Annotated in this window: 17 protein-coding genes and 1 tRNA gene; 12 read left to right on the forward strand and 6 right to left on the reverse strand. The window is 66.6% G+C overall.

The window, feature by feature from the left end; genetic code table 11:
• Window positions 1–30: 30 nt before the first annotated feature.
• The 4 genes from thiC to AC5JJ2_RS27545 form a co-directional block, all read right to left on the reverse strand.
• A complete protein-coding gene (thiC, locus tag AC5JJ2_RS27530; RefSeq protein WP_495861268.1) occupies window positions 31–1,368 on the reverse strand; it encodes a phosphomethylpyrimidine synthase ThiC in 1,338 nt (445 codons plus the stop codon).
• A 210-nt stretch (window positions 1,369–1,578) separates the two neighbouring features.
• Complete coding sequence (locus AC5JJ2_RS27535) at window positions 1,579–1,992, reverse strand: YegP family protein (protein WP_495861269.1); 414 nt, start codon at window positions 1,990–1,992, stop codon at window positions 1,579–1,581.
• A gap of 94 nt (window positions 1,993–2,086) precedes the next feature.
• A complete protein-coding gene (locus AC5JJ2_RS27540; protein WP_495861270.1) occupies window positions 2,087–4,540 on the reverse strand; it encodes a VIT domain-containing protein in 2,454 nt (817 codons plus the stop codon).
• Between the two features lie 196 nt (window positions 4,541–4,736).
• Window positions 4,737–6,251 carry a methyltransferase regulatory domain-containing protein gene (locus AC5JJ2_RS27545; protein WP_495861271.1) on the reverse strand — a complete coding sequence of 505 codons (1,515 nt, stop codon included), beginning with the start codon at window positions 6,249–6,251 and terminating at the stop codon, window positions 4,737–4,739.
• A 76-nt stretch (window positions 6,252–6,327) separates the two neighbouring features.
• On the opposite strand from AC5JJ2_RS27545, the gene AC5JJ2_RS27550 reads away from it, so the two are divergent.
• Both AC5JJ2_RS27550 and AC5JJ2_RS27555 read left to right on the forward strand, forming a co-directional pair.
• Window positions 6,328–7,314: an isocitrate/isopropylmalate family dehydrogenase gene (locus AC5JJ2_RS27550; RefSeq protein WP_495861272.1), complete on the forward strand. Its 987-nt coding sequence runs from the start codon at window positions 6,328–6,330 to the stop codon at window positions 7,312–7,314.
• Between the two features lie 72 nt (window positions 7,315–7,386).
• Complete coding sequence (locus AC5JJ2_RS27555; protein ID WP_495861273.1) at window positions 7,387–8,088, forward strand: superoxide dismutase; 702 nt, start codon at window positions 7,387–7,389, stop codon at window positions 8,086–8,088.
• 44 nt (window positions 8,089–8,132) lie between these two features.
• Here the strand turns inward: AC5JJ2_RS27555 and AC5JJ2_RS27560 are convergent, their stop codons facing one another.
• Complete coding sequence (locus AC5JJ2_RS27560) at window positions 8,133–8,732, reverse strand: DUF4337 domain-containing protein (RefSeq protein WP_495861274.1); 600 nt, start codon at window positions 8,730–8,732, stop codon at window positions 8,133–8,135.
• 160 nt (window positions 8,733–8,892) lie between these two features.
• Between AC5JJ2_RS27560 and AC5JJ2_RS27565 the strand changes: the two genes are divergently transcribed.
• The 4 genes from AC5JJ2_RS27565 (at window position 8,893) to AC5JJ2_RS27580 (ending at window position 16,014) form a co-directional block, all read left to right on the forward strand.
• Window positions 8,893–11,361 carry a BamA/OMP85 family outer membrane protein gene (locus AC5JJ2_RS27565; protein WP_495861275.1) on the forward strand — a complete coding sequence of 823 codons (2,469 nt, stop codon included), beginning with the start codon at window positions 8,893–8,895 and terminating at the stop codon, window positions 11,359–11,361.
• An 87-nt stretch (window positions 11,362–11,448) separates the two neighbouring features.
• Complete coding sequence (locus AC5JJ2_RS27570; protein ID WP_495861276.1) at window positions 11,449–12,105, forward strand: hypothetical protein; 657 nt, start codon at window positions 11,449–11,451, stop codon at window positions 12,103–12,105.
• A gap of 50 nt (window positions 12,106–12,155) precedes the next feature.
• Complete coding sequence (locus tag AC5JJ2_RS27575) at window positions 12,156–13,436, forward strand: dihydroorotase (RefSeq protein WP_495861277.1); 1,281 nt, start codon at window positions 12,156–12,158, stop codon at window positions 13,434–13,436.
• A 283-nt stretch (window positions 13,437–13,719) separates the two neighbouring features.
• A complete protein-coding gene (locus AC5JJ2_RS27580) occupies window positions 13,720–16,014 on the forward strand; it encodes a peptidylprolyl isomerase (protein WP_495861278.1) in 2,295 nt (764 codons plus the stop codon).
• Between the two features lie 59 nt (window positions 16,015–16,073).
• On the opposite strand, the gene AC5JJ2_RS27585 is transcribed toward AC5JJ2_RS27580, so the two are convergent.
• Window positions 16,074–16,156 (reverse strand) — tRNA-Leu (locus AC5JJ2_RS27585).
• 113 nt (window positions 16,157–16,269) lie between these two features.
• On the opposite strand from AC5JJ2_RS27585, the gene AC5JJ2_RS27590 reads away from it, so the two are divergent.
• From AC5JJ2_RS27590 to AC5JJ2_RS27615, 6 genes are all read left to right on the forward strand, one after another.
• Complete coding sequence (locus AC5JJ2_RS27590) at window positions 16,270–18,387, forward strand: alpha/beta hydrolase (protein ID WP_495861279.1); 2,118 nt, start codon at window positions 16,270–16,272, stop codon at window positions 18,385–18,387.
• A 239-nt stretch (window positions 18,388–18,626) separates the two neighbouring features.
• Window positions 18,627–20,048 (forward strand): DUF1501 domain-containing protein, encoded by a 1,422-nt coding sequence (locus AC5JJ2_RS27595; protein ID WP_495861280.1) that lies wholly within the window; start codon window positions 18,627–18,629, stop codon window positions 20,046–20,048.
• A gap of 162 nt (window positions 20,049–20,210) precedes the next feature.
• On the forward strand, window positions 20,211–21,239 hold the full coding sequence (locus tag AC5JJ2_RS27600) for a malate dehydrogenase (RefSeq protein WP_495861281.1): 1,029 nt from the start codon (window positions 20,211–20,213) through the stop codon (window positions 21,237–21,239).
• A gap of 33 nt (window positions 21,240–21,272) precedes the next feature.
• Window positions 21,273–21,647, forward strand: a complete 375-nt coding sequence (locus AC5JJ2_RS27605) for a DUF2237 family protein (RefSeq protein ID WP_495861282.1) — start codon at window positions 21,273–21,275, stop codon at window positions 21,645–21,647.
• 21 nt (window positions 21,648–21,668) lie between these two features.
• A complete protein-coding gene (gene ypfJ, locus AC5JJ2_RS27610; protein WP_495861283.1) occupies window positions 21,669–22,544 on the forward strand; it encodes a KPN_02809 family neutral zinc metallopeptidase in 876 nt (291 codons plus the stop codon).
• A gap of 151 nt (window positions 22,545–22,695) precedes the next feature.
• Window positions 22,696–23,934, forward strand: coding sequence for a serpin family protein (locus tag AC5JJ2_RS27615; RefSeq protein WP_495861284.1), 1,239 nt, complete (start codon window positions 22,696–22,698; stop codon window positions 23,932–23,934).
• Window positions 23,935–23,939: the final 5 nt, after the last annotated feature.

Genomic DNA, 23,939 nt, shown 5'->3' on the forward strand with positions numbered 1-23,939 from the left:
TCACCCCGAACGGCAACGGCGGCTGAGCCGTTACTTCGCGAGCGCCGGCGTCAGGTCGAGCGAGATGCGGGCCGCGTCGTCGGCCAACTTCCGCACGTCCTGCGTGATCCGCATCGAGCAGAACTTCGGGCCGCACATCGAACAAAACTTCGCGCTCTTGAACACCTCTTGCGGCAGCGTCTCGTCGTGCATCCGGCGGGCCGTCTCCGGGTCGAGCGACAGCTCGAACTGGCGGTTCCAGTCGAACTCGAACCGGGCTTTGCTGAGCGCGTCGTCGCGGACCCGCGCGTTCTTCCGGCCGCGGGCGATGTCGCCGGCGTGGGCCGCGATCTTGTACGCGATTACGCCCTGCCGCACGTCGTCCTTGTTCGGCAGGCCGAGGTGTTCCTTCGGCGTCACGTAGCAGAGCATCGCCGCGCCCGCTTCGGCGGCGAGGGCCGCGCCGATGGCACTCGTGATGTGGTCGTAGCCGGGGGCTATGTCCGTCACGAGCGGGCCGAGGACGTAGAACGGGGCGTCGTGGCAGAGTTCCCGCTCCTTCTCGATGTTCATCTTGACCAGGTGCATCGGGATGTGGCCGGGGCCTTCGATCATCACCTGGCAGCCGTGGTCCCACGCTTTGAGCGTCAGCTCGCCGAGGGTTTTCAGTTCCGCGAACTGGCCGGCGTCGTTGGCGTCCGCGAGGCTGCCGGGGCGGAGGCCGTCGCCGAGGCTGAACGTCACGTCGTAGGCCCGCATGATCTCACATAGCTCGCCGAAGTGCGTGTACCACGGGTTCTGCTGGTGGTGCGCGACCATCCACGCGGCCATCAGCGACCCGCCGCGGGAGACGATCCCCGTCACGCGGTCGCGGGTCAGCGGGACGTGTTCGAGCAGCACGCCGGCGTGGATCGTCATGTAGTCCACGCCTTGCTTCGCCTGGTGCTCGACCATGTCGAGCATCATCTTCGGCGTGATGTCGCGGGGGTCCTTGACGTTCTGGATGATCTGGTAGATCGGGACCGTTCCGATCGGGACCGGGGAGGCGTCGATGATCGCCTGGCGGATGCCGTCGATGTTCCCGCCGGTGGACAAGTCCATGACCGTGTCCGAGCCGAGGTGGACGGCCGTGTGCAACTTCTCCAACTCGTCCTCGACCTTGCCGGTGACGGCCGAGTTGCCGATGTTCGCGTTGATCTTGCACGACGACGCCACGCCGATGCACATCGGTTCGAGCTTCTTCCGAAGGTGGACCGTGTTCGCAGGGATGACCATCCGGCCGCGGGCGACCTCGCTGCGGACGAGTTCGGCGGGCAGGTCTTCGCGCGTCGCGACGAACTGCATTTCGGGCGTGATCGTGCCCGCGCGGGCGGCTTCGAGTTGCGTCATGGGCCGTGGTACCCCGAATGGGGCGGGAAGTGCGCGGCCGGTGGCCGATGGTTCGCTTTCCCCGCCGGAATGACCCGGTTAAGGTCCGAAGGGTGTGTTCTCAGCCCGCCGAACCGCGGCGGGCACCCCTAGCGACACGGGTATTGTAGGGGCGAAAACAAAACGGCGGCAACCATTCCGGTTGCCGTCGCGGGAAATCACCGGGAACGGTTATTCCTTTTCCTTCTCCGTGATCTTCGCGTCCTTCGCCCCCTTCGTGATGGCCTCGACGGCCTTCTCGGCTTCGGCTTTCGTCTTAAAGCTGCTCGTCGAGCTGCCGACGGTGTTGCCGTTCTTCGCCTTCAGGCGGAACCGCTGCTCCTTCTTGTTGTCCTCGTACACCTCGAACGTGTACTTCGAGATGTCGGCCTTGAAGTTCTCGACCATCTTCTTGGCGTCGGCCTTCTTGCCGTACCCCTGGCCGGAGTTGGCGACGTTCGTGCCCTCGCCGTCGAGCAATCGCCAACGGAACTCGCCCTTCGCGTCGGCGTAAATCTCGAACGACATCTTCTTGTCGGCCGCCGACGCGAGCGGGCCGCCGACGAGCAGTAGGGTGAAGGCGAGCCAGGTGCGACGAGTCAACATGATGTGAACCTCGGATGGGTTGGACGAACACTGGGATTGTAGGCGCGAAAAAGCCCCGGCACGGTCGTGCCGGGGCTTTCGCCCACATTCACAGTCACTTCTTCGCGAGGACAAAGAGCTTGTCCAACTCCTCGTCCTTCAGCTCGTCGGCCCCCTCGCTCGGGTCGATGACGAGCGCCTCGCCGTTCGGCGCGACCCAGACGACGTGGTTGCCGAGGACGTACACGTCCTTCATCTTCGGCTGCCGTTCCAGCAGCCGGAAGTACGCGTTGCCCTGGGCCTTGATCGCGACGAGCTTCATCTTCGCGTCGTACTTCTCGTCGATCCAGACGCCGCCGACCTCGACGCACTGGCGGCCGTAGGCGGCGCGGTTGGCGGTAATCGACACCCGCGACTGGTTGCGGAGGTTGTTCGACGCGACGGCGAGGTCCACGCCCTGCGTGCCGACCTGGTTCGCCCGAAGGTTGCCCTTGTAGTTTTTGTCGGCCTCGGCGAGGACCACCTGGTCCTTCTTCGCCTTTTCAAGCGCGTCGGCGTAAGCCCCCTTGCGGTCGGCCGGCTTTAGCTTGGCGAGTTGCTCGTCGATCTGCTTGTTCTGGACCGCACCGCGGCCGGCCGCGAGCGTGCCGTCCTTGCCCTCTGCCTTTTCCCTTGTCGCGTTCGCGGCCGCTTGTTGGGCTACCTCGCCGGCTTTCGGGGCAGGCCCGGCCGCGCCGCCGGGGGCCATCGGCAAGAACCCGGTTCCGCCGAACCCTCCGGCCGGCCCGCCCATCGGGGCGTTCGCCGAGCGGCCCGGTGCGGCGACCGGCATCGGGCCGTCCGGCACCACCAGGTAGCTCGTGTACGGCGTCGCGATGCCGTACTTCTTCGCCATCTCCGTCACCTCGTCCACGAGCTCCTTCTTCTCGCCGTTCGCGCGAATCTGGTCGAGGATGTACCCGACCTTCCGCCGCGCCCACAGGTGCTCGACGAACTCCTTGCCGTCGGTCGTGCGGGTCGTGGGGAAGGTGAATTCCTCTACCAACTCCTTCGTCTCGCTGCCGACCAACCCGCTGAGTTTCACGCTCGCCGGGCCGCTGCCGGAGAAGCGGCCGATGACGACGAGCTGGCTGCCGTGGAACAGGTCGGGCAGTTGCACCGGGTAGACCTCGTGCAGCCGCACGCCGGTCGCGGACAACTTCACGTTCGTCATGACCGGGTGGCTGATCTTCTCGTGCAGGCTGCTCACCTTCGACTCGATGTCCTCCTGCGGCCGGACGTAGGTGCTGACCGCGCGGGTCGCGTCCGACAGTTGGTCGAGCATCGCCGCGTTCACGTCGTCGCCGACGCCGAAGGTGAAGATGCGGGTGCTGGCCGTGTTCTTCGCGGCAATCGCCTTCACGATCTTGTCCGGGTTCGTCTCGTCCACCGTCGGCACGCCGTCGGTGAAGAAGACGACGTTGAACGACCGCCCGGCATCCCCCTTCGGCCGCAGCGAGAGAGCCGTTTCGAGGGCGGGTAGTATCGCGGTGCCGCCGCTCTGCCGGAGGTCGTCCACCCACTTCTCGGCCTTCTCCAGGTAGTCCTTCGTGGCCGGGTGGAGCGTGTCGCTGAACGTGCTGATCGTGGTGGCGAAGCTGACGAGCGCGAACCGGTCGTCGGCCGTCAGGTTGCCGAGGCAGTGCTTGAGCGCCTTCTTCGCCTGGGCCATCTTCAGGTCGGACATGCTGCCGGACTTGTCGAGGACGAGCACGATGTCCCGAGGCACGCGGTTGTTCTTGCTCGCCTCCGTGGACGGCGAAACGAGAAACATGAAGTACCCGTCCTCGCTCGACACCGGCCGGTAGAGCAGGGGGGTGATGCCGATGGGCTGGGCGCTCGTCGCGTAGAAGAGTTGGAAGTCCTTGTCGAGCAGGGCCTGGTTCTTCTCGAAATCGACCAGCACCTCGCGGTCCGACTTCCGCTGAATCGTGATCGCGTGCGTCGGGCTGTAGACGGTCTGGATCGGGGCCTGCGACTTCAGCGTGAGCTTGACCGAGAAGTCGTCGAGCGTGCGGGTGGCCTTGCCGTCGGTCTTCATCGGGTAGACGTACTCGACCACGCCGGCGTCCCGCGGCGCGACGTGCGTGAACGACAGCTTCACCTTCTGGTCGCCGTTCGGCGGGACGGGGAACACCCGCATCCGCAAGAGGTCGTTACCCATGTACTCGAGAATGCCGGGGTCCTGAGTGCGGCGGACGATCTCGGTGTAGATGGCGTTCGCCTTCTTCGCGTCGAGCAGTTCGCCGCTCGTCTCCTTGTTGTCGATCCACATCGTGAACTTGTTCACGCTCGCCCCCTTCGGGACGGGGAACAGGTACGTCGCCTCCAGGGGCCGGCTCGTGTGGTTGCGGAAGACCTGCTCGACGGTCGTGACGGCGACTTGCTCGTCGATGGTCCCCGCCACCTTGTGGCTGACCATCGCGAGCGGCGGGACTTTTTTGTCTTCGGGGATTAGCAGACCGTTGGCGAGGGCCGCCCCGGAGGTTGTCGCGAACAGCGCGACGGCGAAGAGGATTCGGGAACGCATGACCGCCTCACACGAAGAGGGCCGGAATGGGATGGGCTTCCACACACCGATTCTAACGTGCGAACGGGACGGCCGACGAGCGGGTCGCGGGCGGTCGTTACGGCCGGGTTACAGTGGATTTCTGTGGAACCCGGAGCGGAAGCGATGGGGTGGTAGTCGCTCACCCCATCGCTTCCGCTCCGGGTTCCACAGAGCGCTATCCCACCAACAGCCCGTTCTTCGCGAGCATCGCGAGGTTGCGGGTCAGCCCGATGTGGAAGTCGGCCTCGCTCGGCCGGTTCGCGGGTGGGAGAAGTTTATAGACCTCCTGACCGACCTCCGCGACCGTGCGCGTGCCGTCCAGCAGTTGCACCATCCGGGAGGCGGGCGGGTCGTCGAACGCGATCTGAAGATGTAGCATCGTCGTCGTCCGGTTGCCGTCAGCCAGCTGCACGCGGGCGAGGGGGCTGGCGACCGGTCGATCAGAAACGGTCTTCACGAAGGCCGGCGAGAACCCGCGGAGCGAGATCAGGTCGGTGTGCCACGCGGCGAGGAGGTCTTGCCGGAGTTCCCGCTCCTCGGCGTCCGTCACCGCGTCCCGCCCGAGCTTGCGCCTCGCGGCCGCCAGCAATTCCGGGTAGGAGAGCAGGTGCGGGTTGTGCTCGCCGAGTGCGACGAGCGCGGCCTTCGCCAGGGGCAGGGTCGTTGTCATCGTTCCCGTGTCGTTGAAGAACCGCATCGGCCGGTCCGGGGCGAGGTCGAGTGCTTCGTACTTCGGCGCGCCGCAGGCGTACAGCTCGCGGATCACGTCCGGGTCCGCGGTCCCGCACGGCTGGTGCGGGGCGCGGGCCAACATCGTCTGGCGGAACCGGCGGAGCGTCACGAAGTCGTAATACTGCTCCCGCTTCAGCGGGTTCTCCTTCGAGAGCGTCCGGAACACGTCCGCCGCCTGCTCCCGGATGTCCTCGTTCCCCATCGTGTACGGCTCCGTCTCGGACACGAACGACAGGTCGAACCGCGCGGCGTGGGCGGCGAAGTCCTTGAAGTAAACCGGGTCGTTCACCGGCGAAAGGTCGTCGTGGTACAGCACGTTCGCCACCCGCTTGTTCAACACGATGTCCAGGTCCTCGTCGAACAGCCCCGGCCTCGCCCCCTCCGGGATCGGCCGGCACGTCCGCAGGAACTCGACGAACTTCATCGACTGGTCGATCATCTGCCGCGGGTCGGTCGCCCCGCCGACGTGGTACTTCATCATGTCCCACAGCATCCGGCGGATGTAGCAACCGGGGTAGGCGTTATAGCTGACGTACCCGATGCCGTGCTGCGTCAGCACCCGCCGCATGAGGGCCATGAGCGCGTCTCGGACAGCCGGGGGAACCCACGAATAGAGGCCGTGCGCGAGAGCGTAATCGAACGACTCCGGCGGCGCGTCCCAGGCGGTGATGTCGGCCGCCATCAGTTTGATGTTGGTCAAGCCGACCCGTTCGACGAGTTTGTTCCCGCGCGCGATCGCCTCGGCGGACAGATCGACGCCGACGAACGTGGCGTCCGGCATTGCGGCCGCGCACGCGATCAGGTGCGTCGCCTCCCCGCACCCGACCTCCAGCACGCGGCACGTCGCCGGGGTCGCGGCCGGGACGCCGTACATGCGGGCGACGGCGTACAGGTGGCCGGGGTGCGAGAACATCCGCGGCTGCGTCGGGTACGGGACGGTGTCGTAGGGAGTCGTCATGCGCGGCTCGGGAGTATAGGAATGTTGGCAGCGTACCCGACGACGCGGGCGGAAGAAACAACCCACGGGAGAAAACATGCGGGCGGTCACGTTTATCCAGGGCGGCGGCATCGGCCACGATCAGGAGAAGGCGGTCCGCCGCGTCGTCGAGGCCCTCGGCGTGCCGATCGAGTTCCAGACGTTCGCGTGCGGCGAGGCCGGGAAGGAGCCGATCCCGCAGGCCGCGCTCGATGCCGTCCGCAAGACCGGTGTGGCCCTGAAAACGAAGCTGCTCCCGCCGAAGGCCGCGAAGGTGGCGGCGAACGTCAACGTCGAGTTCCGCCGTCGCCTCGGGCTGTATGCCTCCGTCCGGCCGATCCACAACCTGCCCGGCCTGCCGAGCCGGTTCGCCGGCGTGGACTTCTTCCTCGTCCGGGAGATCACGGAAGACCTGTACACGGCGAGCGAGCACGAGGTCGTCCCCGGCGTCGTTCAGAGCTTCAAGATCGTTACGGAGGCCGCGTCCGTTCGGTTTTTCCGGTACACGTTCGACTTCGCCCGGCGGAAGGGGCGGAAGTCCGTCCACTGCATCCACAAGGCGAACATCCTGAAGCTCGCGGACGGGCTGTACCTCGACTGCTTCCGCCGGGTGGCGAAGGACTACCCGGAGATCGCGGCGAAGGAGATGATCGTCGATAACGCCTGCATGCAGATGGTCAGCCGCCCGCAGCAGTTCGAGGTGGTCGCGGCGGGAAATCTGTACGGCGACCTGCTCAGCGACCTCGGCGCGGGCCTGGTCGGCGGCGTCAGCGCGACGGCGGCGGTGAACGTCGGCGACGGGATCAAGGTGTACGAGGCGGTCTACGGCGCGACGCATGAAACGGTTCCCCCGGACACCGCCAACCCCGTGCCGCTGATCCTGCCGACGATCCTGCTGCTCCGCGAGATCGGCGAGACGCCCGCGGCCGATCGCTTGGAGGCGGCGCTCCACCAACTGATGACGACGACCGACGTTCGCACCCGCGACCTCGGCGGCTCCGCTACGACGACGGAATTCACCGCGAAACTCGTCGGGATGCTCTGACCGTCCCTGTCTGGCCGCGGACTTGCTAGCTAGGATGCCCTCGCCCGCCACCTTCAACCGGAGACGCCACCCATGTTTACACGTCGCCAGATGCTCCAGGCTTCCGCCGCCGCGGTCCTCGCCCCGACGCTCGCCCGCGCCCAAGAGAAGCCGGCCGGGTTCACGCTCCCGAAGCTGCCCTACGCCTACGACGCGCTCGAGCCGCACATCGACGCCGAGACGATGACGATTCACCACTCGAAGCACCACCAAGCCTACGTCAACAACCTGAACGACCTGCTCGCGAAGAACGCCCCGGCGCTCGTGGGCAAGACTATCGAGGAAGTGCTGGCCGCGCTGCCGACGATCCCGGAGGCGGGCCGGCAGGGGGTGCGGAACAACGGCGGGGGGCACTGGAACCACACGTTCTTCTGGAACGTCATGGCGAAGAACCCGGCCGGGCCGAAGGGCGAGTTGCAGAAGGCCATCGACGACTCGTTCGGGTCGATGGACAAGTTCAAGGCGGCGTTCAGCGACGCGGCCGCGAAGCGGTTCGGCAGCGGGTGGGCGTGGCTGGTTCCGGGCAAGGAGAAGCCGCTGGCGGTGGTGAGCACGCCGAACCAGGACAACCCGCAGATGGACGGCGGGGCCACGCCGATCCTCGGCGTGGACGTGTGGGAGCACGCCTACTACCTGAAGTACCGCAACCTGCGGCCCAAGTACCTCGAAGCGTTCTACAACGTCGTGAACTGGAACGTTGTGGCCGAGAACTTCGCGAAGGCCAAGAAGGGGTAACCGGGCTTAAGCCCAGGGTCGCCCGACCCTGGGCTTCCGCGGTCTCAATCCACCTCCGGTTCCGGTCCCAGGAACTTCCCGCCGTCGAGCAGCAAGTACCCGTTGACGGTCAGGACGGCCCCGACCACGGCCAGCACCAGGCTCACGTAAAACGCCCACCGCTTGCCGGACAGCATCGCCACGGATGCTAGCACGACGCCGATCTGTAACGCGACCTCGGCGAAGTCGAAGTACGGGTCCCGCTTGTGGGCGTCGTCGCGGGCCGCCTCGTGGTTCCGGGCCTTCGCCATGATCGCCTCCTTGTCCGCCTTATACTCGGCCAGCTTCGCCCGGATGCGCTTCAGCGTGTCCTCCATCTTCTTGCGGGCCTCGTCCGCCAGCGACCCCTTCGCGAGCTCGATCTCTAGCTTCTCCGCGTCGTTCAGGTAGAGCGCCTCGCGGATCGCCTTCGCCTGGTACTGCGCCCAGCGGTTGCTCGCCCGCTGCTGCTCCATCATCATGTCCTTGCCGGCGTTGTTCCCGCCGGCCGCCGCGAACGCCAGGATGACGGCGTAGATCGCCACCGACAGCGCGATCCGCTTCGTGTACGGGTCCTCGGCCTTTTCCTTCGCTTCCTTCGGGTCCGGGATTTCGACTTCGGCCATGCCTGAGTCCTTCCGAGGGGAAATGAGGCGGACGACCGAATTCATAGCCGCGAACCGCCTGGGAAGATAGCCGATCTAGCCGATCTTGACACTTTTTTCCCGTCCCGGTATTCGCCCCGCCGCCGGCGCAGGGAACGCGCCGGTTAGGGGGAGCCGACCGATGACCGTCCGACCCGCCCGCGCTGGCTTGCTGGCCGTGGTTCTGGTGACCGCAGGGTTGCTCGTCCGATCCGTCGGGGCCGGCGAATCGCCGATCGGCAAGGTCATTGCCGAAGTGGTGCCGGTGAACAACCGCCTCCACCCGAAGGAACACATCCTCGGCCAGATGAAGACGCGGGCCGGCAAGGCTTACGACGACGTGGTCGTTCAAGAAGACGTTCGCCGGCTGATCGCGACGAAGTGGTTCGCGCCCGGCGGCGTCGAGGTTTCGACGACCGTTTCCAACGACGGCAAGGTCACGGTTTACGTCCAGGTCATCGAGTTGAACAACACCGTGCAGTCGGTGCATTTCGTCGGCGCGCAGCACCTCGGCAACGACACCCTCCTGCAACTCACCGGCATCCGCAAGGGCAGCGCCCTCAACCCGTCGTTCAACCTGGCCGCCGCCCAGATCATCGAGAACAAGCTGAAGGAGGACGGCCGAGGGTTCGCGACCGTCCGGCTCGTCGAGGGCGAGAAGCTGACCGACACGCGGGTCGTGTTCAACATCGTCGAGGGGCCGGTCGTGAAGGTCAGCCGCGTGTCGATCCGCGGGTGCAAGCAGACGTCGTCCGGCCGGGTCGCCACGCAGCTGACCGTGAAGGCCCCGGTGTACGGCCTCGTGCGGTTCATCAACGACAAGTACAACCCGATGCAGATCGAGGACGACAAGAAGAAGGTCATCAACTACTTCCACAAGCTCGGCTACCTGGAAGCCCGCGTACAGGAAGAAATCATCCCGTCCCGCGACCTGAGCAGCGTCGAGGTCATTTTTCACGTCGATGAGGGCGCGGCGTACACGGTCCGCGACATCCGGCTCGAAGGGAACAAGCTGTTCAACAACGAGACGCTCGGCAAGCTCATCGAGCTGAAGGCGGGCGGGCGGTACGACCGAGACGTGATCCAGACCGACGCCACGCGGATGAAGAACTACTACGGCTACCGCGGGTACTACGTCATCGTCGAGGAGCAGTGGGTCGCCGTCCCCGGCAAGCCGGGGTTCGTGGACGTGATCTATCAAGTCCTGGAGCCGCAGCCCCGCGACCCGGAGGCGGCCGCGTCGAACGTGCCGCCGGTCCGCCGGGTGTCGCACCAGGTCCCGGCCGACGCCCCGCTCCTCCGCGAGCCGGACCGCATCGGCCGGATCGAGATCCGCGGCAACGAAGTCACGATGGACAGCGTCATCCGCAACGAACTCGGCATGGCCGGCATCCGCGAGGGGCAGGTACTCCAGTACCCGTCGATTGAAGCCGCGCGGCTGAACCTGTTCCGCCGCGGTATCTTCGACATGGAAGCGCCGCCGACGGTTGAGGTCCGGCAAAGCGACGTGGACAGCACGTTCAAGGACATCATCGTCACCGTGAAGGAAACGCGGACCGGGCAGTTCCTGCTCGGCGGGGCGGTGAACTCGAACAGCGGCCTGACCGGGAACATCGCGATCAACGAACGGAACTTCGACATCCTCCGCGTGCCGACGAGCCTGGACGACTTCCTGAACGGCCGGGCGTTCCGCGGCGCCGGGCAGGAACTCCGCATCGAGGCGCAGCCGGGGACGATCTTCCAGCGGTACTCGGTGACGTTCCGCGAGCCGTACCTGTTCAACAGCAACTACGGCCTGTCCACGAGCGCCTACTACTACAACCGCGGGTTCGCCGAGTACGACGAGGACCGGGTCGGCGCGCGGGTGAGCCTCGACCGGCGGCTCGACCTGTTCTGGCGGGCGAACTTCACGACCCGTTTCGAGGGCGTGACGGTCAAGCGTCTGCCGGGCGACGCCCCGGATTCGATCCGCCGGGACGAGGGGCAATCGACCGTCCTCGGCCTGCGGCCGGGCATCGTCCGCGACTCCCGCGACAGCTACGTGTTCCCGACAACCGGGAGCGTGTTGGACATCGCCTACGAGCAAGTCCTCGGCGACTACACGATCCCCATCGGCACGATCGAGTACACGAAGTTCTTCTCCAGCGAGGCGCTCCAGCGGAAGGACGGCAGCGGCAAGCACGTGTTCGCCGTGCGGTCGCAGGTGTCGGCGACGAGCACCGACGCCCCGGTGTTCGAGCGGTTCTTCGCCGGCGGGTTCCGCAGCATGCGGGGGTTCAGCTTCCGCGGCATGGGGCCGGCCGACATCTCGTCGTTCGGCAACCAGTACAGTGTCGGCGGCACGTTCTCGTTCCTGAACACGCTCGAATACCAGATTCCGCTGAACGCGAAGGACTCCTTGTTCTTCGTGACGTTCCTCGACCACGGCACGGTCGAGCGGACCGTGTCGATCAAGGACTACCGCGTCTCGGCGGGCTTCGGGTTCCGGGTGCAAATCCCGGCCCTCGGCCCGGTCCCGGTGGCGTTCGACTTCGCGTTCCCGCTGAACAAGACCGACAGCGACATCCGCCAGGTGTTCGCGTTCTACATCGGGCTGTTCGGCGGCCAGTGACGAGCGGGGTCTGGGGGCTAGGGTCTGGGGTCTGGTCTGCATAAGAAGACGTGCAAGCCAGACTCCAGACCCTAGCCCCCAGACCCCATGCTTCTCTTCTCCCAACTCCCCGCCGACGTTCTCGACGAGGCGGTCAAGAAGCTGCCGGCCCTGATCGCGGGGGCGCTCATCTCGGCCGTGTCGTTCCTGCTCGGCCGGTGGTGGGGGAAGTGGAAGGCCGGCCGCGAGTGGCGGAAGAAGGAGTTCTTCAACCGCGTCATCGTCAGCCTCAACATCTTCGCGGACGGCTACCTCAAGATTCGCACCGTGATGGAGGACTCCATCGAGACGGTGTTCCTGAACCAGGTCGCCATCGACAAGGTGCTGGACGCGGCGAAGCGGTGTACCGCCGACGCGCCGATCCTGCCCATCGAGAAAGCCGACCGCTGGTACTTGCTGAACTTCGCGCTCAACGAGGTGGCCGAGCGGTTCTCCGCCGGACAGGTCAAGCACGACGCCGGGCTGCCGGTCACGAAGGTGAAGTACGCCCTGTTCCTGACGTGCGAGTTGGTCGGCGAGGAGCGGATTCGCAAGATTCGGGCGATGCTGATCCAGGAGAAGCACCTCCGCGAGTTCCCGTACCCGGACGCGCTGCCGCAACTCGAAAACCCCTGGCACGCCGACCGCATCAAGACGCTCCGGCAGGCGGCCGCCCTGTACGCCAAGGAGCCGGACAACTTCCTCACCATCGAAGTGTGCGTTTAGCGTGCGACCCGACGGGTCGCACGCTAAACGTCAATTCCTACAACATCGCCATGCCTACGCTCCACCTCCGCAACGGGCGGGTCATCGACCCGTCGCAGTCCCTCGACCGCGTCACCGACCTCTGGATCGACGACATCCACGTCGGCGGCCTCGGTTCGCCGCCGAAGCCCGCGGACAAGGTCCTCGACTGCTCCGGGATGATCGTGTCGCCCGGCCTCATCGACATGCACGTCCACCTCCGCGAGCCGGGCCGCGAGGAAGACGAGACCATCGAGACCGGCACGCGGGCGGCCATCGCCGGCGGCGTCACGTCGGTCGCGTGCATGCCGAACACGGAGCCGCCGCTCGACACCCGCGACGCGGCCGAGTTCGTCATCCTCCAGGCGAAGCGGGCCGGGAACTGCAACGTCTTCCCCATCGGGGCCGTCACAAAGGGCCGGGAGGGGAAGGAACTCGCGGAGATCGGCAAGCTCGTGGACGGCGGGGCCGTCGCGTTCACCGACGACGGGTCGCCGGTGTTCAACGCCGAGATCATGCGGCGGGCGCTCGAGTACACGAAGATGTGGGACAAGGCGATCCTCGTCCATGCCGAGATTCTCGAACTCACGCAGGGCGGCGTGATGAGCGAGGGCGAGGTGTCGCTGCGGCTCGGCCTGCGGGGGATGCCGGCCGTCGCCGAGGACATCATGATCGCCCGCGACGTGATGCTCGCGGAGCTGACCGGCGGCAAGGTCCACATCCTGCACGTCTCGACGGCCGGTGGCGTCGATCTCATCCGCCAGGGGATCAAGAAGGGCATCCGGTGCAGCGGCGAGGCGTGCCCGCACCACTTCATCCTGACCGACAAGGAACTCGAGCGGTTCGACAGTAACTACAAGATGTCCCCGCCGCTGCGGACGCAACGTGACGTGGACGCGATCCTGGATGGGCTGCGGGACGGCACGCTCTCGGTGCTGGCGACCGACCACGCCCCGCACGCGCCGGAGAAGAAGGCGAAGGAACTCGACCAGACGCCGAACGGCATCATCGGGCTGGAGACGTTCCTGCCGCTGTGCGCGACGTTCCTCGTCCACGCCGGCGTGCTGACGTGGCCGCAGATGATCGAGAAGATGACCGTCAACCCGGCGAAGGTCCTCGGCATCGACCGCGGCACGCTGCAGGTGGGCAAGAAGGCGGACGTGACGGTCATCGACCCGAACGTCGAGTGGACGATCGACGAGAAGGAGTTCAAGTCGAAGAGCCGCAACAGCCCGTTCCACGGGTGGAAGGTGAAGGGCCGTGCGGTCGCCACCGTCGTCCGCGGGGCGGTGAAGATGAGCCGCCTCGGGTGACCCTAAACGGGCACGGTCGCCTCGCGAACCGGGTCGTTGATTCTGTGAGAATCGCGGTTGATTCGCGAATCTGTTCCGAACATCGGGTTTGTTCCCGTTGTAACGACAATTCGTGCCTATCTGTGTGTAGGATTCACGCGAGTCGGTTCTTGTCGGGGGCGGGAGTGGTCGGCTACCCTGACGGGAACCGGCCATTTTCGCCGATGCCGCACAACCGGTCCGGCCGAACAATCGTCGTACTCGTAGCAGAAACTCCGTTACGTACAGCACCGAGGTCCCCGCGATGCCGTTCCGAGCCATCTCCCGATGGTTGGCCCCGAAGACCAACCGCCCCGCGAAGAAGTCGCCCGCGGCCCGCCTGTCGGCCGAGCAGTTGGAAACCCGCGAAGTCCCGGCGGTGTCGCTGGCGTCCATCGGCAACCAGGACTTCTCGAACAACAAGCCGCTGTTCATTCCGGTCACGAACACCGCGACGGTCAACGGCACGACGAACTTCACCGCCGCGAGCAGCAACTCGAACGTCTCGGTCAGCGTGCTGCCGGCCGGCCAGACGCTGCAACTAAACGTGAGTGGGACGGACAAGACCGGGGCGGCGTTCACAGGCACGCTGACGTTCCGGCTGTTCAACGAGGCCGCGCCGCTCGCGGTGCAGCGGACGGTCGATCTGGTCAACTCCGGGTTCTACAACAACCGAACTTTCTTCCGCGTCCTGGACGACTTCGTCATTCAGGGTGGGTCGTCGAACAACACGGCGTCGGACCCCGGCACGCAACCGGACCTGGTGGACGAGTACAACGCCGACTTCACGTTCAACAGCCCCGGCATCCTGGCCTACGCGAACGCCAAGGACGACGCGAACGGGACGCAGTTCTTCATCACCGACATCGACGTGCCGCTGACCTCCCCGACCGGCGGGCGGCCGCAGAACCTGAACTTCAACCACACGATCTTCGGGGTCCTGACGAGCGGGTTCGACACGTTCACGCGGATCATCGAGGACAACGTCGGGACCAACCCGACGACCGGCGAGATCTCGCTCCCGGACAGCCCGACGACCATCACGAGCGCGACCATCATCCAGGACAAGGCGAACGGCGTCCTCCGCGTCCAGGCGGCGAACGGGTTCACGGGGTCGGCGAACATCACGGTGAACGGCGTGGACGGGGACAACTCGTCGAAGTCCACGAGCTTCGCCGTTAACGCGGTAACCGACCCGACAGACGACCGCCCGTTCCTGAACCCGGTCTCGACGGTGACCGTCACGTCCGGCAGCTCGAAGACGGTCGCGCTCCCGGTCGTGAACCTGGACGGCGACAACGCGAGCCTGACGTACCGCGTCGGCGTCCCCGGCAACCTGTTCGGGACGCCGGCGAACGTGACCACGAGCGTCAACCCCGCCACCGGCGAGCTGACCGTCACGGCCGCCAGCGGGTTCACCGGGTCGGTGCAGCTGCTCGTCGGCGTCCGTGACAACACGAACCGCGCGTCGTCGCTGAACGACCCGCAGAACTTCGACACCACGACCGTGACGGTCAACGTCACGGCCCCCGGCCCGGCGACCGTGGTGCTGTCGTCGTCCCGGACGAGCGCGACCGCGAACCGCACAGTGCTGCTCACGGCGAACGTGTCCGGCGACAACACGGCCAACGGGACGGTCCGGTTCCTCGACGGAACGACCGTCCTCGGCTCGACGCGGGTACTCGACGGCCGGGCGCTGCTCTCGACGACGTTCGCCTCGACCGGCACGCGGAGCCTCAAGGCCGAGTTCACGCCGGCGGCCGGCGGGACGACGACGGCGACCTCGAACACGGTCAGCGTGGCCGTGGCGGCCGGGACCGCCCCGGCCCTGTTCACCGCCGACCGGATTCTGCCGGGGAACCTGCCGATCGTGATCGCAAAGAACGCGGACGGCACGCAGCGGTTCACCGCCCAGCCGTTCGAGGTCAGCTTCACCGGCGGCGTCCGGACGGCCGTGGCCGACGTGACCGGCGACGGGCAGGCGGACCTCATCACGACCGCCGGGTTCGGCGGCGGGCCGGTCATCAAGGTGTTCGACGGCGTGGACGGCAAGGAACTCCGCAGCATCATGATCTTCGAGAGCACGTTCCGCGGCGGTCTGTACCTGGACGCGAAGGACGCCAGCGGACGCGGGTACGCGCAAATCCTCGTCGGCGCGGGGCAGAGCGGCGGGCCGCGGGTCAGCCTGTACGACTTCGTGCAGGACAAGACGGTGCTGAACTACTTCGCCTACGACTCGACGCTCCGCGGCGGCGTGGCCGTGTCCCTGGCCGACCTCCGCGGCGGCGAGCAGTTCCAAATCCTGACCGCGTCCGGCCCGCGGGGCGGGCCGGTCATCAGCGTGTTCAACCCCCGCCGGGACGACGGGTTCCCCGTCCCGACGACGATCGGGTCGTTCTTCGCCGGGGCACAGACGGACCGGGCCGGCCGGCGGGTCGGGGCCGGGGCGATTGGGGCGGACGGCGTCCGGCAGATTCAGGTGTTCGCGTTCGACGAGCAATCGACGGCCGCGCCGAGCGAGTTCGACCCGGTGGACGTGGGCATCTTCCCCGCGGGCTGACGGGCGGCGGACGAAACGAGAAGGCCGGGGCGAAACGCCCCGGCCTTTTGTCGTTCAGGTGGGCGAGGTGGGACTCGAACCCACACGACCTTGCGGTCAGGGGATTTTAAGTCCCCGGCGTCTGCCGTTCCGCCACTCGCCCGCGCGTAGATCGTATCATCTCAGCCGCCCGACCGCCCGGCAAGGGGAGCCGACGGTTGACTCCGGCCCGCCGGCCGCGTACCCTCGTGTCACATCCCACCCCAGGACCACCTCATGCTGACCCGCCGCCAGATGCTCGCCACGTCCGCCGCCGCCCCGTTCTACCTTTGCCCGCCGGCGTCGGCCGACGACCCGACGAAGCTGTTCTCTGCCACCGACAAGCCGACCGACTACCGGCTCGGCAAGCTCAAGACGCTCGACGACTACTTCCCGTTCAAGGTCCCGAAGACGCTCGCCGAGTGGGAGGCCCGGCGGACGCAGCTCCGCGAGCAACTGCTCGTCGCGAACGGGCTGTGGCCGCTCCCGGAGAAGACGCCGCTAAACCCCGTCGTCCACGGCAAAGTCGAGCGGGACGGGTACACCGTCGAGAAGGTCCACTTCGAGAGCCAGCCGGGGCACTCAGTTTCCGGCAACCTGTACCGGCCCGCGGGCACGGGTCAGACACCTCGGCCGGCAGTGTTGTTCGCGCACGGGCACTGGGCCGGCGGCCGGTTCGAGGTCGCGAAGGACGCCGAGGCGGAAACGTCGGTCAAGACGAAGGCCGAGGCGTCGAAGGAGCGGGCGAAGTTCTTCATGCAGGCGATCCCGATCACGCTCGCGAGGCTCGGGTTCGTCGTGTTCCAGTACGACATGATCGGGTACGCGGACAGCAAGGCGCTCGACCACCGCCGCGGGCTGGACGACGCGGAAGCGGAGTTGCGGAGCCAGAGCATCATGGGGCTGCAAACGTGGAACAGCGTCCGCGCCCTCGACTTCGTTTCAGGGCTGCCTGGCGTGGACCCGAAGCGGATCGGCATGACCGGCGCGTCCGGCGGCGGCACGCAGACGTTCGTCCTCGCGGGCATCGACGACCGGCTCGCGGCCGCGTTCCCGGCCGTGATGGTGTCCGCCCAGATGCAGGGCGGGTGCGTTTGCGAGAACTGTTCGCTCCTCCGCGTGAACACCGGGAACGTCGAGATCGCCGCGCTGTTCGCGCCGAAGCCGCTGGCGATGTCGTGCGCGAAGGACTGGACGCAGAACTTCCTGAAGGACGGCTACGGCCTGCCGGAGTTGAAGAAACTGTACGGCCTGTACGGTAAGCAGGAAAACGTCGAGGCGAAGGCGTGGCTAGAGTACGGGCACAACTACAACCAGCCGGCCCGCGAGTTCATGTACGCGTGGTTCCGCAAGCACCTGTTGGGGCAGGACGGGCCGGTCGAGGAGCCGCCGTTCGCGCCGCTGCCGGTGAAGGAGCTGAGCGTCTACGACGACCAGCACCCGCGGCCGAAGGGCGAGAAGGATGTCGTCGCCTTACGGAAGGTGATGACGGCGCGGGACGAGGCGTGGCTGAAGTCGATCCGCGCCGTGACGGACGCGGCCTCGCTCGGCAAGTTCCGCGACGCGGTCGGCCCGGCGTTGCGGGCGATGGTGAACAGCGAGCTGCCGAAGGAGGTCGCCGTCCGCAAGGGGCCGCTTCAGTCCAAGCACGACGGTTTCGTCATGCACCGGGCGGTCCTCGGCCGGCAGACGGAACAGGACGCGATGCCGTGCGTGGGCGTGTTCGGCCCGAAGTATTCCGGGGAGAAGGCGGTCATCTGGGTGAGTCCGAAGGGCAAGGCGTCGGTGATGGCCGACGGCAATCTCGACCCGGCGCTGAAGACCCTGGTAGACGCCGGGTACGCGGTCGTGGCCGGCGACGTGCTCGGCGTCGGCGAGCAGGCCGGCGGCGACTCACGGGCCGTGAACGCGACGTTCGCCGGGTACACGTACGGCTACAACCGCTCCTTGCTGGCGAACCGCGTCCACGACGTGTTGACGCTGATCGCGTTCGGGAAGTCCATGCTGAAGGCGAAGACGCTGCATCTCGTGGGTTGGGGCGAGGCCGGGCCGTGGGCGGTCCTGGCGAAGGCGATGGCGGGCGACGCGGTGACGAAGCTGGCTGCGGACGGCAATCAGTTCTCTTTCGACAAAGTCACGACGACCGGCGACGCGATGCTGCTGCCGGGGGCGCGGAAGTTCGGCGGGATGGCGTCGTTCATTGGGCTGTGCGCGCCGGGCGAAGTGTTGGTTCACAACGCCCCGGCCGATGCGTTCGTGAAAGCCGCGTACACGGCCGCGGGCGCGGCGGGCAAGCTGACGCACGCAACGGAGGCGCTGAAGGACGAGAGGGTCGTCGAGTGGTTGTTGAAGTAGAGCGGGCTGACTTCCGAAGTCCGGCTTCGACTTCGGAAGTCGAGTGGGGCCGAGGCGTTCGTCGTGTCCGCACGAGCCGCCGCGCGGGATCGACTTCCGAAGTCGAAGCCGGACTTCGGAAGTCGGGCTCTGTGTTCGCCGGCGTCGGGGCCGACATTAAACTTGAAACCTACACCGTCATCGCACATACTCACACCACCTACCTTCCTCCTCGCTTCATCCCACCGCGAGGCTCGTCCATGACGCCGCGCCATCCCACGTTCACCCGCCGCACCGCGATTCAGGCGGGAACCGTCGGTCTGCTCGGCCTCGGCCTCGAACACCTGCCACAGCTGCGTGCCGCCGAGTTCAAGGCGAAGTCGGTCATCTACGTCTTCCTCTCCGGCGGCCTCGCCCAGCACGACAGCTTCGATCTCAAACCAGACGCGGCGGCCGACATCCGCGGCGAGTTCAAGCCGACGGCCACGAAGACGCCGGGCGTCCGGATTTGCGAACACCTGCCGCAGCTGGCCGCGCGGTCCGACAGGTGGGCGCTGGTCCGGTCGCTGACGCACCCGTCGAACGATCACTCGCTCGGCCACCACATCATGCTGACCGGCCAGTCGAAGGCCCCGGTCGGGTTCGACGCGACGAAGCCGAAGCCGACCGACTACCCGTCGCTGGCGGCGGTCGTCGGGGCGGTCACCCGGCCGCGGAACAACCTGCCGCCGGCCGTCGTGCTGCCGGACAAGATCGTCCACAACAGCGGCCGCACGCTGCCGGGGCAGTTCGCCGGCGTCATGGGCCGCCACCGCGATCCGTGGTTCCTCGAAGCGTCGGCGTTCGAGCCGAAGGCGTACGGCGCGTTCCCGCAGTACGAGTTCGACCACCAGCAGCGGCCGTTCGCGGCGAAGCGCCAGTCGTTCCTACTACCGAACCTGAGCCTGCCGGAAGGCGTGGACGGAACGCGGTTCGACGCCCGGCTGGACATCCTTAAGCACATCGACGCGCAGCGGCGGCAACTCGACTCGGAATCGTCCGTGGAAAGCGCCATCACCCGCGCCCGCGGGGACGCCGTGTCGCTACTCACGGACCGCCGCGTCCGCGCCGCGTTCGACTTGAAGCGGGCCGCGCCGAAGGACATCGAGCGGTACGGGGCGAACGCCTTCGGCTGGAGCCTGCTCATGGCCGCGCGGCTCGTCGAGGCGGGCGTGAACCTCGTGCAAGTGAACCTCGGCAACAATGAGACGTGGGACACCCACGGCAACGCCTTCCCGCACCTGAAGGACAGGCTCTTCCCGCCGACCGACCGAGCGCTATCCGCGTTGCTGGATGACTTGTCCGCAAGGGGCTTGTTGGATTCAACGCTGATCGTGATGGCCGGGGAGTTCGGCCGCACGCCGAAGATCACGACGCTCCCGCAGCACTACAAGCTGCCCGGCCGCGACCACTGGGGCGCGGTGCAATCACTGTGGTTGGCGGGCGGCGGCGTGAAGGGTGGTCGCGTCGTCGGCTCGTCCGACGCGAAGGGGGCGTACCCGGCGACCGACCCGCAGACGCCGGAGAACATGGCGGCCACGATCTACCAGGCGCTCGGCATCCCGAAAACCGCGGCGTGGCACGACACCGAGAACCGCCCGCACTTTCTTTACCACGCCGACCCGATCCGCGGGTTGAGCTGAGAATCGCTCCCTATATAGCCGCCGGCTTGCCGGCGGGGTTTTGAAGTCCCAAAACCCCGCCGGCAAGCCGGCGGCTATATAGTTGGGCCTTGAGTCACCGCGTCCGGCTCATAGCTTGACGGCAGCGATTTCTCGCCGACTCACCCCACGGGAAAAATCACCATGTCCAAGACGATCAAGGTCGCCGTTACCGGCGCGGGCGGGCAGGTGTCCTACGCCATGCTCGCCCGGCTCGCGTCCGGCGAGGTGTTCGGGGCCGACACGAAGGTCGTGCTGCATCTGCTCGAAATTCCCAAAAAGGACGGCTGGACGCCGCCGAACCCGACCGCCCGGCAGCCGCTGGAGATCGCGGAAGGCAACGCGATGGAGTTGCTCGACTGCGGCTTCCCGACGCTGCTCGACGTGGTCGTGACGGACGACGCGAACAAGGCGTTCGCCGGCGTGAACTGGGCGCTGCTCGTCGGCGCGGCCCCGCGCGGGCCGGGGATGGAGCGCAAGGACCTGCTCGGCCTCAACGGCAAGATTTTCGTCGGCCAGGGGAAGGCGCTCGCGAAGAACGCCGCGGCCGACGTGCGCATCCTGATCGTCGGCAACCCGTGCAACACGAACTGCCTCGTCGCGTACTCGAACGGCCGGGAGATTCCCGCCGACCGGTGGCACGCCATGACCCGGCTCGACCACAACCGGGCCGTGTCCGCGCTCGCGGTAAAGGCCGGCGTCAAGAACGAGGACGTGACGAACGTGACGATCTGGGGCAACCACTCGAACACCCAGTACCCGGACTTCACGAACGCGAAGATCAAGGGGAAGCCGGCCACCGAGGTCATCACCGACCGCGCGTGGCTGGAAGGAACATATGTGCCGCAGTGCCAGAACCGTGGGGCGGCGATCATCAAAGCCCGCGGCCTGTCGAGCGCCATGTCCGCGGCGAACGGGGCGATCGACCACGTCAAGAGCTTCGTCACCGGCACGCCGAAGAACGACTGGACGAGCGCCGCCGTCGTTTCCAACGGCGAGTACGGCGTGCCTAAGGGCCTCGTGTTCGGCTACCCGGTCACGACCGACGGCAAGGGCGGGTACAAGGTCGTCGAGGGGGTGAAGCTCGACGGCTTCGGCCAAGCCGCGTTCCAGAAGACGCTCAACGAGTTGCTCGAAGAGAAAGACGCCGTGAAGGACTTGCTGCCGACCTAAAATACCTTCGCCTGCAATCATCGGGGGATCATCATGCCTGCGGCGAAGAACGTCCTCGGCGGACAACTCCAACCGTGTTCCATGAAGCCGCTCACCGGGTTCTACCGGAACGGCTGCTGCGACACCGGCTACGACGACATCGGCCTGCACCTCGTCTGCACGCAGGTGACGGCCGAGTTCCTCGCGCACCAGAAGGCCATCGGCAACGACCTGAGCACGCCGAACCCGCACTACGGGTTCCCCGGCCTGCGGCCCGGCGACCGGTGGTGCGTCTGCGTCACTCGCTGGAAAGAATCGCTGGAATCCGGCGTGGCGGCACCGGTCGTGCTGGAAGCGACTCACATCTCCGCGCTGGAGTACGTCGATCTCGAAGACCTGCAGAAGAACGCGGTGACGCAGGCCGTCTAAACTCTCTCACGGAGTCGCAACATGGACTGGCAGGGGCAACGGGAAAGCTCGAACGTCGAAGACCGCCGCGCCGCAGGGCCGGCAGTCGCGGCCGGTGGCGGCGTCCTCACGCTCGTCGCTGTGGCGATCGCGTACTTCCTCGGCGTCGATCCGCGGGCGGTGAAGCCCGTCATCGACAAGATCGGCGGCCGGCTCGGCGACCAGCAACAAAAGGACCGCCCGCCCCCGACCGAGGACGAGCACTATCGCTTCTCGCGGAAGGTTCTCGGTTCGACGGAAGAAGTGTGGGACCGGCTGTTCCGGCAGAACTTCCGCGAGGAGTACGAGCAGCCGCGGATGGTGCTGTTCGCGAAGTCCGTGGACAGCGGCGGGTGCGGCGTCGCGCCGTCCGAGGTCGGGCCGTTCTACTGTCCGGCGAGCAAGAAGGTGTTCCTCGACCCGACGTTCTTCGACGAATTGGAACAAAAGCTCGGTGGCGACAAGGGCGACGCGTCCCGCGCCTACGTCGTCGCCCACGAGGTAGGTCACCACATCCAGAACTTGATCGGGTACAACGCGATGCTGGAGAAGTACCGCGCCCGGGAGGGGGAAAACGGCGGCATCCGGCTCGAGCTGCAAGCCGACTACTTGGCGGGCGTGTGGGCGCATCATGCGGCGAAAGAGAACCCCCGGCTGTTCAACCGCGCCGACATGGACTCCATTATCAAGACGGCCCAATCCATCGGCGACGACCGGATTCAGAAGAAGATGCGCGGCAAGGCATGGCCGGAGTCGTTCAACCACGGCCGCGCCGACCAGCGGCAGAAATACTTCATGAAGGGCTTCGAGACCGGCGACGCGAGCAAGCAAGCGCTCGACCACTTCTTCAACTCGAACATCGCCCCGCTCGACCTTTGATTCCCGCAGCACGCGCGAAAGCCCCGGCACGAACGTGCCGGGGCTTTTCGTTTCCACTGCAACGCCTTTGTAACGCCCCGCGCACGGTCGCTTCCCGGCGTCGTCGTTACGGGTGTACGATGTCCCAAGTGCCCGTCAGGAATCCCACGTCATGATGATCGACCGTCGCAAGTTCCTTTCCGCCGCCGGTCTGCTGACCGCCGGCGCGATGCTGCCGCGAGTGCAAGCCATGAAGCCGGCCGAAAACCTCGGCGTCGCCACCGGCGTCAACCCGTTCGCGTTCGACCTGTACAAGCAGCTTCGGTCGCACAAGGGAAACGTCTTCGTCTCGCCGTTCAGCATCAGTTGCGCACTGTCGATGACGGCGGCCGGTGCGAAGGGCGAAACACTCGCTCAAATGGCGAAGGTGCTGCACCTGCAGGACAACGGCGGAAAGGTCGGTCAGGAGAAGTTCCGCGACCTGATCGGGCAAACCCACGCCCCGCAGCGGCGGGTGCGGCCGTTCCAACTCGACGTGGCGAACGCCATCTGGGCGCAGAAGGGCTACCCGTGGCGGGACGAGTTCAAGGTGGCGGTCCAGAGCGCGTTCCAGTCGGACGTTAACGAGGCCGACTTCAAGACGCAAGCCGAAGAAACGCGGCTGGCCATCAACAAGTGGGTCGAGGAGCGGACCCGGGACAAGATCAAGGACCTGTTCGCGAAGGGCGTCATCAACAGCCTCACGCGAATGGTCCTGGCGAACGCGGTCTACTACAAGGGGACGTGGGAGACGCCGTTCCAGAAGGCGGCCACGACGGACGCCCCGTTCCTCCTCGCCGACGGCACGAAGCAGGCCGTGCCGATGATGGTCCAGAAGTCGCCCGCCGCCCTGCACGAGACGGACGAGTTCCAACTCCTCCACCTGCCGTACAGTGGGAAACAAACGTCGATGCTCGTACTGCTGCCCCGGAAGGCGGACGGGCTGGCCGACCTGGAATCGAAGCTCACCCACGACTCGTGGGCGAAGGCCGTCGGCAGCGTCCGCGGGGTCGGCGACGTGCAGATTCACCTGCCGAAGTTCAAGGTCGAGACGCAGTACGGCCTCAACGACACGCTCGCGAAGATGGGCATGGCCGATGCGTTCGACCTCGACAAGGCCGACTTCTCCGGGATGGTGACGGAGATGCCCGAAGGCAAGCTCGCGATCACCGCCGTCGTTCACAAGGCGTACTGCGACGTGAACGAGGAGGGGACCGAGGCGGCCGCCGCCACCGGCGTCGTCGTCGGCGTCCGGTCCGCGCCGGCCAAGCCGAAGGTCTTCAAGGCCGATCACCCGTTCCTGTTCGCCATCCGCCACGACCCGACCAACACGATCCTGTTCCTCGGCCGGGTCAGCAACCCGAAAGGGTAGGGGGT

It is taken from the genome of Limnoglobus sp. (assembly GCF_059499385.1).

Bases quoted from the DNA above. Each gene is read 5' to 3' on its own strand.
- AC5JJ2_RS27535 (WP_495861269.1), bottom strand. From the start codon at position 1,992: ATGTTGACTCGTCGCACCTGGCTCGCCTTCACCCTACTGCTCGTCGGC.
- ypfJ (WP_495861283.1), top strand. From the start codon at position 21,669: ATGGACTGGCAGGGGCAACGGGAAAGCTCGAACGTCGAAGACCGCCGC.
- AC5JJ2_RS27570 (WP_495861276.1), top strand. From the start codon at position 11,449: ATGCTTCTCTTCTCCCAACTCCCCGCCGACGTTCTCGACGAGGCGGTC.
- AC5JJ2_RS27540 (WP_495861270.1), bottom strand. From the start codon at position 4,540: ATGCGTTCCCGAATCCTCTTCGCCGTCGCGCTGTTCGCGACAACCTCC.
- AC5JJ2_RS27605 (WP_495861282.1), top strand. From the start codon at position 21,273: ATGCCTGCGGCGAAGAACGTCCTCGGCGGACAACTCCAACCGTGTTCC.
- AC5JJ2_RS27565 (WP_495861275.1), top strand. From the start codon at position 8,893: ATGACCGTCCGACCCGCCCGCGCTGGCTTGCTGGCCGTGGTTCTGGTG.
- AC5JJ2_RS27550 (WP_495861272.1), top strand. From the start codon at position 6,328: ATGCGGGCGGTCACGTTTATCCAGGGCGGCGGCATCGGCCACGATCAG.
- thiC (WP_495861268.1), bottom strand. From the start codon at position 1,368: ATGACGCAACTCGAAGCCGCCCGCGCGGGCACGATCACGCCCGAAATG.
- AC5JJ2_RS27545 (WP_495861271.1), bottom strand. From the start codon at position 6,251: ATGACGACTCCCTACGACACCGTCCCGTACCCGACGCAGCCGCGGATG.
- AC5JJ2_RS27615 (WP_495861284.1), top strand. From the start codon at position 22,696: ATGATGATCGACCGTCGCAAGTTCCTTTCCGCCGCCGGTCTGCTGACC.
- AC5JJ2_RS27590 (WP_495861279.1), top strand. From the start codon at position 16,270: ATGCTGACCCGCCGCCAGATGCTCGCCACGTCCGCCGCCGCCCCGTTC.
- AC5JJ2_RS27575 (WP_495861277.1), top strand. From the start codon at position 12,156: ATGCCTACGCTCCACCTCCGCAACGGGCGGGTCATCGACCCGTCGCAG.
- AC5JJ2_RS27580 (WP_495861278.1), top strand. From the start codon at position 13,720: ATGCCGTTCCGAGCCATCTCCCGATGGTTGGCCCCGAAGACCAACCGC.
- AC5JJ2_RS27555 (WP_495861273.1), top strand. From the start codon at position 7,387: ATGTTTACACGTCGCCAGATGCTCCAGGCTTCCGCCGCCGCGGTCCTC.
- AC5JJ2_RS27595 (WP_495861280.1), top strand. From the start codon at position 18,627: ATGACGCCGCGCCATCCCACGTTCACCCGCCGCACCGCGATTCAGGCG.
- AC5JJ2_RS27600 (WP_495861281.1), top strand. From the start codon at position 20,211: ATGTCCAAGACGATCAAGGTCGCCGTTACCGGCGCGGGCGGGCAGGTG.
- AC5JJ2_RS27560 (WP_495861274.1), bottom strand. From the start codon at position 8,732: ATGGCCGAAGTCGAAATCCCGGACCCGAAGGAAGCGAAGGAAAAGGCC.